16 protein-coding genes are annotated in these 14,104 nt (G+C 41.8%); all 16 read left to right on the top strand.

Annotated features, from left to right (window positions below; all coding sequences use genetic code 11):
• Positions 1-5: 5 nt before the first annotated feature.
• The 16 genes from OCV96_RS05800 to OCV96_RS05725 all read left to right on the top strand — a co-directional run bounded on the left by OCV96_RS05800 (position 6) and on the right by OCV96_RS05725 (position 13,893).
• Positions 6-1,421, top strand: coding sequence for a tetratricopeptide repeat protein (locus OCV96_RS05800; RefSeq protein ID WP_022313049.1), 1,416 nt, complete (start codon positions 6-8; stop codon positions 1,419-1,421).
• A gap of 123 nt (positions 1,422-1,544) precedes the next feature.
• Positions 1,545-1,853 carry an STAS domain-containing protein gene (locus tag OCV96_RS05795; RefSeq protein WP_022313048.1) on the top strand — a complete coding sequence of 103 codons (309 nt, stop codon included), beginning with the start codon at positions 1,545-1,547 and terminating at the stop codon, positions 1,851-1,853.
• A 172-nt stretch (positions 1,854-2,025) separates the two neighbouring features.
• Complete coding sequence (locus tag OCV96_RS05790; protein ID WP_262593884.1) at positions 2,026-2,508, top strand: ATP-binding protein; 483 nt, start codon at positions 2,026-2,028, stop codon at positions 2,506-2,508.
• A gap of 3 nt (positions 2,509-2,511) precedes the next feature.
• On the top strand, positions 2,512-3,279 hold the full coding sequence (locus tag OCV96_RS05785) for a SigB/SigF/SigG family RNA polymerase sigma factor (protein ID WP_227064233.1): 768 nt from the start codon (positions 2,512-2,514) through the stop codon (positions 3,277-3,279).
• A 301-nt stretch (positions 3,280-3,580) separates the two neighbouring features.
• Positions 3,581-4,726: a glycoside hydrolase family 25 protein gene (locus tag OCV96_RS05780; RefSeq protein WP_022313045.1), complete on the top strand. Its 1,146-nt coding sequence runs from the start codon at positions 3,581-3,583 to the stop codon at positions 4,724-4,726.
• A gap of 30 nt (positions 4,727-4,756) precedes the next feature.
• Positions 4,757-5,464, top strand: coding sequence for a hypothetical protein (locus tag OCV96_RS05775; RefSeq protein ID WP_262593778.1), 708 nt, complete (start codon positions 4,757-4,759; stop codon positions 5,462-5,464).
• Positions 5,465-5,761: 297 nt separating this feature from the next.
• A complete protein-coding gene (locus tag OCV96_RS05770; protein WP_005422970.1) occupies positions 5,762-6,124 on the top strand; it encodes a hypothetical protein in 363 nt (120 codons plus the stop codon).
• A 210-nt stretch (positions 6,125-6,334) separates the two neighbouring features.
• Entirely contained in the window at positions 6,335-7,318 is a 984-nt protein-coding gene (locus OCV96_RS05765; RefSeq protein WP_262593776.1) for a DUF6017 domain-containing protein, read from the top strand.
• A 219-nt stretch (positions 7,319-7,537) separates the two neighbouring features.
• Positions 7,538-7,720 carry a helix-turn-helix domain-containing protein gene (locus tag OCV96_RS05760; RefSeq protein ID WP_005422953.1) on the top strand — a complete coding sequence of 61 codons (183 nt, stop codon included), beginning with the start codon at positions 7,538-7,540 and terminating at the stop codon, positions 7,718-7,720.
• Positions 7,713-8,411, top strand: coding sequence for a VanR-ABDEGLN family response regulator transcription factor (gene vanR, locus OCV96_RS05755; protein ID WP_005422951.1), 699 nt, complete (start codon positions 7,713-7,715; stop codon positions 8,409-8,411). Before OCV96_RS05760 ends, vanR begins: the two co-directional genes overlap by 8 nt.
• Complete coding sequence (locus OCV96_RS05750; protein WP_005422949.1) at positions 8,398-9,486, top strand: sensor histidine kinase; 1,089 nt, start codon at positions 8,398-8,400, stop codon at positions 9,484-9,486. Before vanR ends, OCV96_RS05750 begins: the two co-directional genes overlap by 14 nt.
• Before the next feature lie 146 nt (positions 9,487-9,632).
• On the top strand, positions 9,633-10,469 hold the full coding sequence (locus OCV96_RS05745; protein ID WP_005422947.1) for an efflux RND transporter periplasmic adaptor subunit: 837 nt from the start codon (positions 9,633-9,635) through the stop codon (positions 10,467-10,469).
• An 8-nt stretch (positions 10,470-10,477) separates the two neighbouring features.
• On the top strand, positions 10,478-11,191 hold the full coding sequence (locus OCV96_RS05740) for an ABC transporter ATP-binding protein (RefSeq protein ID WP_005422944.1): 714 nt from the start codon (positions 10,478-10,480) through the stop codon (positions 11,189-11,191).
• Positions 11,181-12,368, top strand: a complete 1,188-nt coding sequence (locus OCV96_RS05735) for an ABC transporter permease (RefSeq protein ID WP_005422943.1) — start codon at positions 11,181-11,183, stop codon at positions 12,366-12,368. Before OCV96_RS05740 ends, OCV96_RS05735 begins: the two co-directional genes overlap by 11 nt.
• Positions 12,369-12,397: 29 nt before the next feature.
• Positions 12,398-12,889 (top strand): hypothetical protein, encoded by a 492-nt coding sequence (locus OCV96_RS05730; protein WP_227235243.1) that lies wholly within the window; start codon positions 12,398-12,400, stop codon positions 12,887-12,889.
• Positions 12,890-12,933: 44 nt separating this feature from the next.
• Positions 12,934-13,893: a D-alanyl-D-alanine carboxypeptidase family protein gene (locus OCV96_RS05725; protein WP_005422939.1), complete on the top strand. Its 960-nt coding sequence runs from the start codon at positions 12,934-12,936 to the stop codon at positions 13,891-13,893.
• The last annotated feature ends 211 nt before the right edge of the window (positions 13,894-14,104 follow it).

Genomic DNA, 14,104 nt, shown 5'->3' with positions numbered 1-14,104 from the left:
AGAGCATGTTTTGTTATAACTGCGGCTGCCATCTGTCAGAGCACGATTTCTGTACGTCCTGCGGAGCAGATGTATCCCTCTACAAGAAGATCATGTGTATGTCCAACCGTTTCTACAATGACGGTCTGGAGAAAGCAGGAGTACGGGATCTCACAGGTGCGATCAACAGCTTACGGCAGAGCCTGAAATTTAATAAGAACAATATCGAAGCCAGAAATCTGCTGGGACTGGTGTATTTTGAGACCGGAGAGGTCGTTGCGGCACTGAGCGAATGGGTCATCAGCAAAAATATGCGGCCTGAGAAAAATATCGCGGACGATTACATCAATATGCTGCAGTCCAATGCGGCCCGCCTGGATGCCATTAACCAGACCATCAAGAAATACAATCAGGCACTGGTCTATTGTAATCAGGACAGCAAGGATCTGGCTATCATCCAGCTGAAAAAGGTACTGTCCCTGAACCCGAAGTTCATCCGGGCACACCAGCTGTTAGCCCTGCTTTATATGGACAGTGAACAGTGGGACAGAGCGGAGAGAGAACTGCGTAAGTGCATGGACATCGACCGCAACAATACGCTGACCCTGCGGTATCTGAAGGAAGTTGAGATGCAGCTGACTCCGGACGAGAATAGCAAGCAGACCGGACGCCGGAAGAAGGATGATGCGGTTCGCTACCAGAGTGACAATGAGATCATCATTCAGCCTTTGAATGTGAAGGAGCAGAAGAGTGCAGGTCTCTCTTCCCTGATCAATATTGCCATCGGTTTGATCATTGGTCTGGCCGTGATGTATTTTCTGGTGGTTCCGGCAGCGGTATCCAATGCCAACAATGAGGCCCAGAAGACCATCACCGACATCGGCAATCAGTTAGACACCAAGACCTCCCGGATCCAGGAACTGGAGACCCAGATGCAGGCACTGCAGACAGAGAATGATACGCTGAATCAGGAACTGCAGGGGTATGTGGGAACCGACGGTACGCTACAGACCATCGACAGCCTGTTAGCGGCAGCCACCACATATCTGGAGACGCAGGATATTACCCAGACGGCGGCTAACCTGGAAAGCATTTCGGCATCTGTGGATGTGGACAGTACTTCCGAAGCATTCCAGAAGCTGTACAAGACGTTGCTTGGCCTGATCGGGCCGCAGCTGTCCGCACAGTATTATGAGACAGGCTACAATGCTTACCGCAGCGAGGATTACGCGACGGCTATCGAGAACCTGTCCAAGGCAGTCATTTACGATGAGACCAACAAGGATGCCTGGCTGAGCCTGGGCAACTCTTACCGTAAGAGTGACGATGCCCAGAATGCCATCACCACCTATGACAAGATCATAGAGCTGTTCCCGGATACGGAAACGGCCAGAAGTGCCCAGAGATATCGTTCCCAGCTGGCAGAGAATACGGCACAGTAGGGAAGAACAACATACCATCAGACAATGACACACAACACACGAAAGAGAACTTGCGTAAAGTAAAGCGCGGGTTCTCTTTTCTTTTGAGTAAAAATGCTGGAAAACAGCGGAATGTGAGGAAATATGGAAGACTTTCAGATCATTGATAACTGCCTGATGGTGCGCATGCCGGAGGAAGTGGACCACCACAGAGCCTCCTATATCTGCGAAGGGGCGGACAGGCTCTTGGTCAGGGAAAACGTGGAAAATGTAGTGTTTGATTTTGAGGATACCCGGTTCATGGATTCTTCCGGGATCGGGATCATCATGGGGCGGTACCGCAAGATTTCCTGCTTCGGCGGACATGTCTATGCGATCCATGCAGACCGGCAGATCCAGCGGATCTTCCGTATGTCCGGGCTTCACAAGATCGTCGAGATCCTGCCGGGTTAAACGGTGGAAGGAAGATTCTGTCGAAAATGAAAGAAATTATTCAAAAAAATATGAAAAACAGTGCAATAATAGGCGCAGAAATGAGGAGAAGATGGTAGCAGAGAGGGAAAACATTCAGGTGACGGAAGAAAAAGAACTTTTGCAGCAGAGAACGCAGGGCAGCCGGAATGAGATGGAGATCGTATTTGACGCGGTCTCCTGTAATGAAAGCTTTGCCAGAGTGGCGGTGGCGGCTTTCATTACCCATCTGAATCCCACACTGGAAGAACTGGCGGATATCAAGACCGCAGTATCGGAGGCAGTAACCAATGCCATTATCCATGGATACGAGAATCTGTCCGGTTATACGAAGCATGGGGAGATGCGCCCGGCGTACAGCATTATCCATCCGGGAAAGGTAAGACTGCACTGCATTCTTGAGAACGATACGCTTTCCATCGAGGTATCGGATCAGGGAAAAGGCATCAAGGATGTGGCCAGAGCCATGGAACCGTTATTTACCACGAAGCCGGAACTGGAACGGTCCGGCATGGGATTTGCCTTTATGGAAGCCTTCATGGATGAGCTGGAAGTGGAGAGCATCCCGGGCAAGGGCACAAGAGTACATATGTGGAAGAAAATGCGCTGCGGAGACTGGATCGGAAAAGAGGACTGAGGCATGGAAGAAGTATCAGTACTCATCGGAAAGTCACAAAGCGGAGATAAAGAAGCGAGAGAAGTACTGATCGAGAAAAATCTGGGACTGGTGCATCACATTGTGAAAAGATTTCTGGGCAGAGGATATGACCCGGAGGATCTGTTCCAGATCGGCGTGATCGGCCTGATGAAAGCCATCGATAAATTTGACCTGAAGCTGGAGGTACGGTTTTCCACCTATGCCGTCCCCATGATCACCGGGGAGATCAAACGGTTTCTGCGGGATGACGGTCTGTTAAAGGTATCCCGTACCATCAAGGAGGATGGGCTGAAGGTCAGACTGGCAAGACAGCGTTTACAGAGCAGACTGCACAGGGAGCCCACCTTACAAGAATTGTCCGCGGAGGCACAGCTGGACAGAGAAGATGTGATTCTGGCCATGGAGGCCGGAGCGGAGGTGGAATCCCTCTATAGCAGCAGCGGGCAGGAGGACGGCAGCGAGCTGTGTCTGGCGGACCGGGTGGTGGCCGCGGCCCACGGCTGTGTGGGAGCCAGCATGGGAAGCAGCGGTGCGGTGGAAAATGATGTGGAGAAGGACAGGCTGCTGGATCAGATGCTGTTGGCACAGCTGCTTGGGGAGCTTCCGGAGAGAGACCGGGAGTTGATCCGTATGCGCTATTTTCAGAATAAGACCCAGACGGAGATCGCCGGGATCCTGGGGATCAGTCAGGTGCAGGTCAGCCGCCTGGAGAAAAAGATATTGCGGGAAATGCGGGAGATGGCCGGATAAGGGCCAATTCATTAATAATTCATAAAACAAATTTTTTCCTCTTCCTTTCCGTCGGAAATTCGATTATATTATATGAAGGAACTATTCAGCCCGCATTCGCAAAACCGCTCTTTCAGAGCTTGCTTTTTGCTTATGTGGTTATTTCGCCGTATAAATTATGTCAAATGTTCTTACGAATGCAAGCATTCGACGTACATATTGCCATAACTTGCACGGCTCTGAATAGTTATATATAATCTTATAGACCGCAATGCTGCATAGTTATAGAGAGACAGCATGAAAAAGGAGAGCAGGGGTACTTATGAAAAAACAAAATGAAAACGGACGGATCCCCGAGGATCGTCTGAGCAGAGCAAATAAGCGTAAGAAAAACAACACCATAGCATCCATTCTGGTCATGACCGGATGCCTGTTGGTGTTAGTACTGGTAACGTATGTTGCGGGAATCCTGTATTCCTGGATCGACAGCAAGTTCCAGAATAATGCCAACGATCTGGCGGCAGCAGCGGAAGCCGGAAGCCAGACGGAAGAGAGCACACAGGAAGTGGTGAAGACCTATACGCAGGAGGAAGTGGATGCCCTGATCGCTGAAGCAAAGCAGCAGGCTGAGGACGAGGAAGAGAACAAGATCCTCTCCGGGATCCGTGATGGTCTGACCTCCGGCACTACCATGGTAGAGACCCTGCGTCCTTACTATCCCAATGAACTGGTCGTTGTGAGCAACGGAACCTTTAATTTCGTACCCATTCGTGATGATTTGCAGAAAAATGATTATGTATTGGAGAACCTGAACATTCTCGAGGACGGAGAAGTGCAGTATATGCAGGACGGTCAGGTAGTATCCCACAAGGGAATCGACGTCTCCAAGCATCAGGGCAATATCGACTGGACCAAGGTAGCCGCAGACGGTGTGGAATTCGCATTCATCCGTGTAGGCCTCAGAGGCTACGGCACTGAGGGTAAGCTGGTGGAGGACGAATACTTTGAGCAGAATGTCAAGGGAGCATTACAGGCAGGAATCAAAGTAGGTGTCTACTTCTACTCTCAGGCCATCACAGACGAGGAACTGTTGGAAGAAGCCAATCTGGTACTGGAAAAGGTAAAACCTTATAACATCGAACTGCCCATCGTCTTCGACGTGGAAAAAGTCAGCGGCGGCAAGGGCCGTGCCAATGAACTGAGCGTGGAAGAGAGAACCCGCCTGACGGCCCTGTTCTGCCAGACCATCCAGGACGCCGGCTACAAGCCCATGATCTATCATAACATGGAGATGGGAACACTGATGCTGGATCTGGGACAGCTGGAACAGTATGATAAGTGGTTCGCTTACTATAATGATGATCTGTATTATCCGTATGCCTATAAGGTTTGGCAGTACAGCGAAAAAGGCGCTGTGGACGGTATTAATGAGGAAGTGGATCTGAATATCTGGTTCGGGGACTTCTAAAGGGTGATTACGATGAAAGAGAAGATCTAGATGAAAGACTGTAGAAGGACATTACTGGACGAATTTGTGAAGCTGTCGAAGGATTGGGACAACAATAATATGTTATATAATTCTCTTATGTTTTCTAAATTATATCCTGGAGATGTTGAAAATAGCGTAGCAGATGCTTCACTGATGCCGAAGCAGAGTGATGAAAAGATGAGAAATGATATCATGACAAGCTGGTGGACTCCGACTAAAATCTTTTTATTGGGAAATAAGAAGGAGTTAATGCAAAAATCAAGGAAAGAATTGGAGGAAGTCTTATTGGAACGGATTCCTATGGGGAAGGATGAAGAGCAACTCCGAGAAAGCTTATCAAAAATTCGGCATGAAAAAACAGGGGAAAAAATAGAAAAAGACGTTATAGATGCATTTATGGGGTTCCTTGGATCAGTTTATGCCGTGGGCAATATGACAAGTGCAGCGGTGACATCCAGGGGTGGTGCCTTGGATAATTGGGATGCAAAACTGAAAAACATACATGAGAAGTATATAAAAGAAGAAAAAGCGTGGGTTGATTATGTAAAGACCAATAAATTTGAGTGTTATTTTGTGGATAAGGATCCGCGTAAGGAAATAATCCCATTTTGGAGTTATCGTCCCAGTAAATTAGCAAACGCAACGGATAAGGATTGGAAGGAATATTTCGAAAACGCAAAAAGAATGATTGAAGAAAGAGACAAATTGAAAGCCTGAATAGATATTCATTCACTTGCGAATATAGCTCCTATAATACAAATAATGATACTTTTTAAAAGTAAGACTTTAAATGAGACGGTTGCGGCCGTCTCGTTTTATGTAGCCAGAAATTTTTTATTGATTTGATAGACGCAAAACCTTTTATAAGTCCTCACAAATGTTTATAAACCAATGTGAAAATGGCTTAAAATCAAGGTTTTCCGCATATCTTCATTTTTCTTGTCATATCTCCGCATAAGGTGTTTTTGTAAGACCGGGCACCATTTTAGCACCACAGAATATAAGGAGGACGACATGAAAAACGAACTTTTGACTAAGGGTATTATACTTCCGTCCGGCGAAATCGGCAAGGATAAGATAAACCTTGTCGCCGGGGCAATCACGCAGCCGTTCGCGGAAATGGTATGGGTAACGACAGGCGGCGACATGGAAACAATCAACCGCCTTACCAACGTACTTGTAACCATGAACAACCCCACCGACCGGGGCAAGCTGTTCAAAATCATCAAACTGCTTTATGGGCTAATGGGCTTGCCTTTTTCAGAGGAAGCCGAGCCTATGGACGCAGACCCCGACGTTTTGGAATACTTCATCTTTTCTTTCATGGCAGACTTTGGAGAAGTCATGCAAGAACTGATAGCAGAAGAAATGAAATAGCGACCCGCACAGCGGCGTTTCTCACTCTCTCACTGGGAGAACAGGAACGCCGCTATTTTTATGCCCTCATGTTACGCAGTAGGGGCAAAAAAAGCCTTGATTTATCGGGCTTACAGAACGCAAAACAGAGGAAGCAAGGAAAAGATACCTTACCCCTCAAAATCCGCGTTCTACTGCGCAACAAATCTAAAGCAAAGGAGTGATGAAGCTATGGCAGTTTTCCGTGTGGAACGCAACACAGGCTACACCGTAATGAGCAACCACCACTTACGCAATAAGGAGCTTTCCTTAAAGGCAAAGGGGCTGTTATCTCAAATGCTGTCCCTGCCGGAGGATTGGGATTATACCCTTTCGGGGCTGTCCTACATCAACCGGGAAAGTATCGACGCTATCCGTACCGCCGTTTGGGAGCTTGAAAAAGCCGGATATATCACAAGGCGGCAGGGACGCGACGAGAAAGGCAAAATGACCGCTATCGAGTACACCATTTACGAACAGCCGCAGCCGCCGGAATTGGATTGCCCGGTATTGGAAAATCCAACAGCGGATAACCCGATATTGGAAAATCCGACAACGGATAATCCGACGTCGGAAAATCCAACGCAATTAAATAAAGATATACAAAGAACTAACTTACCAAAAAAAGAAAAATCAAATACGGATTTATCAAGTACCCATTCCATTCCTATCCATTCCCTAAATCCCTTGCCTTATGGCGAGGACGAAACGGCACAGCCGCCGGAACGGAAAAGAACGGAAAGGAACGACGCTTACAGAGTGTATGAGGAAATTATCAAAGACAATATCGCCTATGACATTCTCTTACAGGACAGAAGCCATGACCGCGACCGTCTGAATGAAATTGTTGACCTCATGCTTGAAACCGTCTGTACGGCAAGAAAGAAAATCCGTATTGCCGGGGACGATTACCCCGCCGAGCTTGTGAAGTCAAAGTTTATGAAGCTGAACAGCGAACATATTCGCTTTGTGCTTGACTGTATGCAGGAGAACACCACGAAAATCCGCAACATCAAGCAGTACCTAAAGGCGGTGCTTTTCAATGCCCCGTCTACCATTGACAGCTACTATACTTCCCTTGTCGCTCACGATATGGCAAGCGGCGCGCTTGCACCGAGAAAGCCAAAGTACGGCGACCTGGACTATTACACCTACAACGAGGGCGAAAGCCTGTAAACGAAAAAAGGAGGATTTACCACATGGCACAGAAAACAGGAGCTTTGATTTTTGATGAAACCGCTGACCGCTACGACATTCGCTTTGACATTGCCGACTATTACGGCGGCTTACACACATCATAGTATGGATAGAAATAGAGCATATCATGTACTTGCTATTATTCGGTTATCCGAGTATAATTATATTGATAATGTTTGAAGAAAGGACGGTTACGATATGGAATATATGTCTTGTCCCGAAGCAGCGGAAAAATGGGGTATTTCTGAACGGCGTGTGCAGATACTTTGTAAAGAAAATCGAATACCTGGTGTTTCAAAAATCGGTTATATGTGGTTGATACCCAAGAGCGCAGTAAAACCATTTGATAAAAGGATAAAAAGGAGTGTAGACAATGAATGAAAAAATTTTAGTTGTAGATGATGAAAAAGAGATAGCAGATTTACTTGAAGTTTATCTTAAAAACGATAATTATATAGTACACAAATATTACAATGGAATTGAAGCATTGGAATGTATTCAGAAAACGGAAATTGATTTGGCGATATTGGACGTTATGCTTCCTGATATAGACGGATTCCGTATTTGCCAAAAAATTAGAGAAAATTATTATTTCCCTGTTATTATGCTTACAGCTAAAATTGATGATGGCGATAAAATAATGGGGCTAACAATAGGTGCCGATGATTATATAACAAAACCTTTTAATCCCCTTGAAGTCATTGCAAGAGTGAAAACACAGTTAAGACGCTATCAGAAGTACAACAATCCAACAAAAAAGCAGTTTTTTCCAAAAAGTGAATATGACATTAGAGGATTGATTATCAATAAGGACACGCATAAATGCTTTTTGTTCGGAAAAGAAATATCTTTAACTCCTATCGAGTTTTCAATCCTTTGGTATTTATGTGAACATCAAGGCAAAGTTGTTTCAACTGAGGAACTATTTGAAAATATCTGGAAAGAAAAATATTTAGATAATAACAACACCGTAATGGCACATATAGGGCGGCTTAGAGAAAAATTAAATGAACCCGCCAAAAATCCAAAATTTATCAAAACAGTTTGGGGGGTAGGTTATGAAATTGAATAAAAATGAACAAAATTATCTGCTTACAATCCTGTTTAAAAGTTATATCTTACAGAGTGTAATTTGTTCGGGAATTATCTTAGTGTGTACGGTTTCGTTAGATATGGGACTTACTTGGGTACTGGATAGATATGTGGAACATTACTACCTGATATATAGGGGACTTTATGTTTATATGGTAGGGCTTATATTATGGGTAGTTTGCATTTTGTATTTGACTTATAAACTTTTGAAAAAGGTTGTTAATTATGTCTACGAGTTACAAGCTGCAACAGGAAAACTATTTGATAAATCAGTAGATTATATTGAACTCTCACCGGAACTAAGCGAAATTGCTATCAACATAAATCGCTTAAAGCAAGAAGCAGAAAACAATGCGCGACTTGCACAGGAAAATGAACAGCGCAAGAATGATTTGATTATGTACCTTGCACATGATTTGAAAACGCCGCTTTCTTCCGTCATTGGCTATCTAACACTACTGCATGATGATGAACAACAAATATCACAGGAGTTAAGAGAAAAGTATCTTTCTATTTCTCTTGATAAAGCAGAACGTCTTGAAGATTTGATAAACGAGTTTTTTGAAATCACACGATTTAACTTATCTAACATAACATTACAATACAGCAACATAAATTTGACCCGTTTATTAGAACAACTTATCTATGAATTTAAGCCCATATTAAAGGAAAAAAATTTGAAATGTACTCTCAATAGTACAAGCGACATTATGCTACATTGCGACGCAAACAAAATACAACGTGTGTTCGATAATCTCTTGCGTAATGCGGTAATTTACAGTTATACAGATACAGAAGTTGCAATAACCACAGAACTTCAAGAGAACACTATTGTAATTACTTTTGAAAATTTTGGGAATCCTATCGCAGAAGAAAAACTAAAACTAATATTTGAGCAGTTTTACCGAGTTGACACATCAAGAAATACTACAAGTGGTGGTGCCGGATTGGGACTTGCGATTGCGAAACATATTGTAGAACTACATAAGGGGACTATTGTTGCTCATAGTAAAGACGAGTGTATAAAATTTATAGTTACACTTCCACTTTCGTAGGAAAATCGTAAGAAATTCCGTAGCAAAAAAGAGGATTTTCTTGCGAACAATCATCAAAATTAAGGCTTTTATTTTGATATAATTATTGTATCAAGGTGAAAGCCTTTTATCTTTAAACGAAATATAATATACAATAACAAGGAGGTATGTTGGTGAAATACCAAAATCGAATTATGGCGTTACCTATGCTATGTATGATAATAATTGTGTTATCTGCCTGTTGTTTTGACGAGCAGAAAAATGAAACCAGTAACGTAAATCCAAAAGTACAATCCGTTGAAACGGTATCCGTTACTCGCGGTAATCTTACTCCAACGGTATCTGCTCACACAACTATTATTCCGGCTTTGGATTTTGTTTTATGTTCTTCTGTTGAGGGTACTTTTGAAGCCTGTTCCTCAGCCGGCAACAAAATTACTGAGGGTGGTGTGATTGGGAAAGTATCTGAAGAAGAAATAAAATCCCCAGTTGACGCAACGATTCTTTCTATTATCTCATCTAATGAGAGTGTTCCCAAAAATTATCCCTTAGCAACAGCTAAGTACACAGGTTTTGCTCTCAATATTGAAGCTGAAAATTTTTTGAAAATATTGCCGGAAAATGCAGCATTAAAAGCAAAGTTTCAAGTAGTTGATGGTGTGGGACCTACGGAAGCGATTGCAGTTGTAGTACCAGTATCAGAAAATGCAGAAAGCACATTGCAATGTTTAATTGGAAAAGATATTGATGTAAAACCCGGACAAAGTGCTACCGTTGTCATAACAGCCGAAACTAGAAAAGATGTGCTTTTGTTACCACTTTCAGTCATTGCGGGCAGACAAGGTAAGGGAATGGTAACCGTAATAAATGACGGAAAACAAATTCAAACAGAAGTTATGCTGGGTGCAACTGATGGTGCATATATAGAAATATTGTCGGGTGTAAATGAGGGCGATACAATTTCTTCTATTCCCCCAAACCTTGACCCAAGGAGTAAGGAGTAATTTGTAACATGGAAAAAACGAATGGAGGAAATTTAATTCAAATAAAAAACTTGGTAGCGACTGTTAATTTGAATAATGGTGATACCTTAGTAACTGTAAACAAAGCAAATATGGAACTAAAGCGAGGAAACAGCTATGCTATTGTAGGCAAATCGGGTTCAGGAAAAACAAGCCTTATATCAATTATAGGTTTACTCAACCACTCATATCAAGGCGAATTTCTTTATAATGGTATGTCTGTTTCCACTTTAACAGATAGCCAGCTATCTATGCTTCGAGCAAGTAATATCGGTTTTGTTTTTCAAAACTATTCTTTAATTAAACATTTAAGAGTTTGGGAAAATATTGAGCTTCCTTTACTTTATTCCAAAAAGAAAATGAATACAAGACAGCGGAAAGAAGCAATACGAAATCTTTTGCAAAGTGTTGGATTAGAAGGAAAAGAAAATGATTATCCATCTAATTTATCAGGAGGCGAACAACAAAGAGTGGCGATTGCCCGCGCACTTGCAGTATCGCCGGAAGCCATTTTATGTGATGAACCTACTGGTGCTTTAGATAAAAAAACCGGAAAACAAATTATGGACCTTTTACATCAAGTTGTGCTTAAAAATGGCATTATGCTTTTAATAGTAACTCATGACCTCGATATTGCAAAGACTTGTAATACAATTTTTGAAATGGACGGAGGGAGGCTTCAATGTGTTAAATATGATTCTTAAAGACCTTCGTATTTCTCCTCTAAGAAATATCTTAACAGGTATATCGATGTTTGTAGGAATTATTGCAATGATTAGTTCTGTCTTGGTGGGAACGCTTGGTAAAGAATATTTGATTTCTGTCAATGCACAGATGTATGGATGGAGTCCTACATATTCTTTTTCAATTACAGGATCAGATTTTCAAGATACCATTAAAATGGAGAATTTTTTTCGAGAAATTTACAATACTGATCATTTTGTGGCTGTTACCTTTTCCATGCTGGAAGAGATAACAGTTGCTCCAGTAGCGTCTGTCTCTTCTCTACAAGACATAAGTGACACTGTTTACAAAAAGACTGTACCCGTAGATGTTGTTTTTACTACAAGCACATATAACAAAATCTATAATTTGCCTATGTCATCAGGGGATTGGTTTGATTCTTCGGAAATAAATAAAACGCTGTGCATGGTAGTAAATAAAGCAGCACAGAATTATTTTGATACTTCATATGCTGTTGGAAATGTAGAAAGTAGTCTTTCATTAACACCATTTAATGTGGTAGGTACTGTGAATGACGGGACAGATATACCAACTGTATATCTTGACGCCCATTCAATAGAACTACTTGTTCCGAATATGTGGAAAGTAAAAAATGCAACTGTTCATTGGCATTCAGAAGCGGGAATTACCATGAGACAGATGTATTCGTCATTACATGACATTTTAGAAGATACAATAGGAGGAAATTTGGATATCATAGGGAAAAGTGATATTGGAGATACTTATAATTCCGTACTTTCTGTACTTCAATTAGGACTTTTGGTAACATCATTTTTATTGTTATTTGTTTCTGTATTAGGACAAATTAACATAGGGTTATCATCCTTGGAACAACGTACTCACGAATTACTAATTAGACGGGCGATTGGCGCTTCTCGTGCGAATATTGTTACTTTAGTGTTAGGCGCACAATTAACTATATCAGTGTTTGTTTGTATTGTTTCAATCCTGATATCCTTTTTCTTGGTTCAAGGCATGGGGTTATTTCTGCCTGTGGATTCTCCCGTAGCGGCACTGGAATATCCTATTCTTTCGGCAGTGGTAGCTGTTATAACATCCGTTGTTGTAGCGTTGCTTGGAGGACTATTGCCAGCGTTAAAAGCTGCAAAGCTTGAACCTGCATTGGCGCTTAGATAAAATAAATTTTATAAAATTGGAGGAAAAACATGAAAATATTATCTATGAAAACAACGATTTTTTTAGGAGCAATGCTTTCTTTATTGGTATGTCTGATGTTTACAGGTTGTTCAAATTCTGAAACAAATTCTACTTCAAGAGGACTCACGGATTTTGCACACATTGAAGAAGAATATCTTGCAACCATTGACAGTTTGAATTGGCCTGATGGCATTGCACTTCCTGATAAACTGGAAGATGAAGATACAGGAGCTTCCTTTCAGGTTGGTTATGGAGAAACGAGAGCTTCTTATTTGTGGGAATATTCATGGATGAAAGAATGGCTTGATACTTATAATACAGATCCAGAGCGAGCCGAAAAAGCATTAGAAGAATTGGAAAAAGCCTTCGACATGCCATATATGGGAATAGACCGGTGTGATGACGCAACTCGTAATTATTTGCGCGAAAATATAGATAAAGCAAAATTAGGTGACCCCTCTGGATTTACAGAAAGTATAAGAGCAAATTATGCCAATTAGATTTACCTATTAAATCTGACTGATTACTGTCGGAGGTGCAATTTATGAAAAGAAAATACAAGAGAAGGACGTCTCGTTTCGGAATATTTTTTGTTTTCCTTACTGCTGTAACGATAGCAGGTGTATTTTTCATACCGTGGGCAATGAAACCTGACAATTTTCGCAATGAGAAGAATAAAATCAACTCTTGGCTGAATGGAATTTTCTTTCAAGATTTTTATAATGCAAAATCCCTCATATTAGTTGACCTTTCTAATGACAATATATTTATTTCAAAGCGAGAAAACGAGCAACAGCTTCCTGCCAGCTTAGCCAAATTATTTGTCATTGAATACGCAGCAACACTTGCGGATTTAGATAGTATTGTTCCTGCAAATTATGAAGCAATCCAATTAACTAAACCTGGTTCATCTGTTGCGAATATAGACGCGAAAAAATATTTTCTCCACAATTTGTTTGCTGCCATGTTGGTTCCATCTGGAAATGACGCTGCTTATGTAGTCGCGGATTATTGTGGTTCTATTCTTTCACCACAAGCTAAGAATAGTCAAGAACGTATTAATGTTTTTATGGAACATCTAAATAATTACTTACAAAATCAAGGGTATGAAAACACAATTTTATATGACCCAAGCGGATATGATGTCAATGCTCTCACTACCGTTTCAGACCTAAAATCAGTATCTACTCACCTTTTAGAGAAGCAATGGTTTAGAGATATTGTTTCAAAGAGTAATTATACAGCTACTTTACCTGACGGAAGTACGCAGACATGGAGGAATACTAATACTTTTCTTGACCAAACATCAGAATATTACAATGAAAATGTTAAAGGTATCAAGACAGGTTCCTTATCTAATGACTATAATTTAGTTGTTCTTTATCAACAACATGGAAAGGAATTTTTAATATGTAGTTTAGGCTCTCAATCGGATTCTTCAAGATATGATGATGTGAATTATATTCTTAAAACAATAGATGAATCTGACTATTTAACTAAATGATTTCATCTGCCGGACGACGGCAAAAGAAAAAAAGCCGTCGCAGAGCAGACACATTTTCACGCGCCTACTCTATTTCGGCGGCTTTGATTATCAGAGCCGCCGTTTCTTTTTATCCATCTAAATTCCAACGACGACCCTCTACCATGTAAAGGCATGGCGGCTTTAGGAGGTAGCCGCCATGCACTTATCAACTTATCGACACAAATCGACA

The sequence above is a fragment of the Waltera acetigignens genome (assembly GCF_025567015.1).
In the GTDB taxonomy this organism is placed as follows: Bacteria; Bacillota; Clostridia; order Lachnospirales; family Lachnospiraceae; genus Acetatifactor; species Acetatifactor acetigignens.
Note: the sequence above shows the minus strand (reverse complement) of the source record. Positions and strands in the feature narration are given on the sequence as shown.

What these genes read in the sequence shown, in the direction of transcription:
- vanR (WP_005422951.1), top strand. Translation starts at nt 7,713, where the DNA reads ATGAATGAAAAAATTTTAGTTGTAGATGATGAAAAAGAGATAGCAGAT.
- OCV96_RS05760 (WP_005422953.1), top strand. Translation starts at nt 7,538, where the DNA reads ATGGAATATATGTCTTGTCCCGAAGCAGCGGAAAAATGGGGTATTTCT.
- OCV96_RS05795 (WP_022313048.1), top strand. Translation starts at nt 1,545, where the DNA reads ATGGAAGACTTTCAGATCATTGATAACTGCCTGATGGTGCGCATGCCG.
- OCV96_RS05770 (WP_005422970.1), top strand. Translation starts at nt 5,762, where the DNA reads ATGAAAAACGAACTTTTGACTAAGGGTATTATACTTCCGTCCGGCGAA.
- OCV96_RS05740 (WP_005422944.1), top strand. Translation starts at nt 10,478, where the DNA reads ATGGAAAAAACGAATGGAGGAAATTTAATTCAAATAAAAAACTTGGTA.
- OCV96_RS05790 (WP_262593884.1), top strand. Translation starts at nt 2,026, where the DNA reads ATGGAGATCGTATTTGACGCGGTCTCCTGTAATGAAAGCTTTGCCAGA.
- OCV96_RS05730 (WP_227235243.1), top strand. Translation starts at nt 12,398, where the DNA reads ATGAAAATATTATCTATGAAAACAACGATTTTTTTAGGAGCAATGCTT.
- OCV96_RS05775 (WP_262593778.1), top strand. Translation starts at nt 4,757, where the DNA reads ATGAAAGACTGTAGAAGGACATTACTGGACGAATTTGTGAAGCTGTCG.
- OCV96_RS05780 (WP_022313045.1), top strand. Translation starts at nt 3,581, where the DNA reads ATGAAAAAACAAAATGAAAACGGACGGATCCCCGAGGATCGTCTGAGC.
- OCV96_RS05725 (WP_005422939.1), top strand. Translation starts at nt 12,934, where the DNA reads ATGAAAAGAAAATACAAGAGAAGGACGTCTCGTTTCGGAATATTTTTT.
- OCV96_RS05750 (WP_005422949.1), top strand. Translation starts at nt 8,398, where the DNA reads ATGAAATTGAATAAAAATGAACAAAATTATCTGCTTACAATCCTGTTT.
- OCV96_RS05745 (WP_005422947.1), top strand. Translation starts at nt 9,633, where the DNA reads ATGTTGGTGAAATACCAAAATCGAATTATGGCGTTACCTATGCTATGT.
- OCV96_RS05785 (WP_227064233.1), top strand. Translation starts at nt 2,512, where the DNA reads ATGGAAGAAGTATCAGTACTCATCGGAAAGTCACAAAGCGGAGATAAA.
- OCV96_RS05735 (WP_005422943.1), top strand. Translation starts at nt 11,181, where the DNA reads ATGATTCTTAAAGACCTTCGTATTTCTCCTCTAAGAAATATCTTAACA.
- OCV96_RS05800 (WP_022313049.1), top strand. Translation starts at nt 6, where the DNA reads ATGTTTTGTTATAACTGCGGCTGCCATCTGTCAGAGCACGATTTCTGT.
- OCV96_RS05765 (WP_262593776.1), top strand. Translation starts at nt 6,335, where the DNA reads ATGGCAGTTTTCCGTGTGGAACGCAACACAGGCTACACCGTAATGAGC.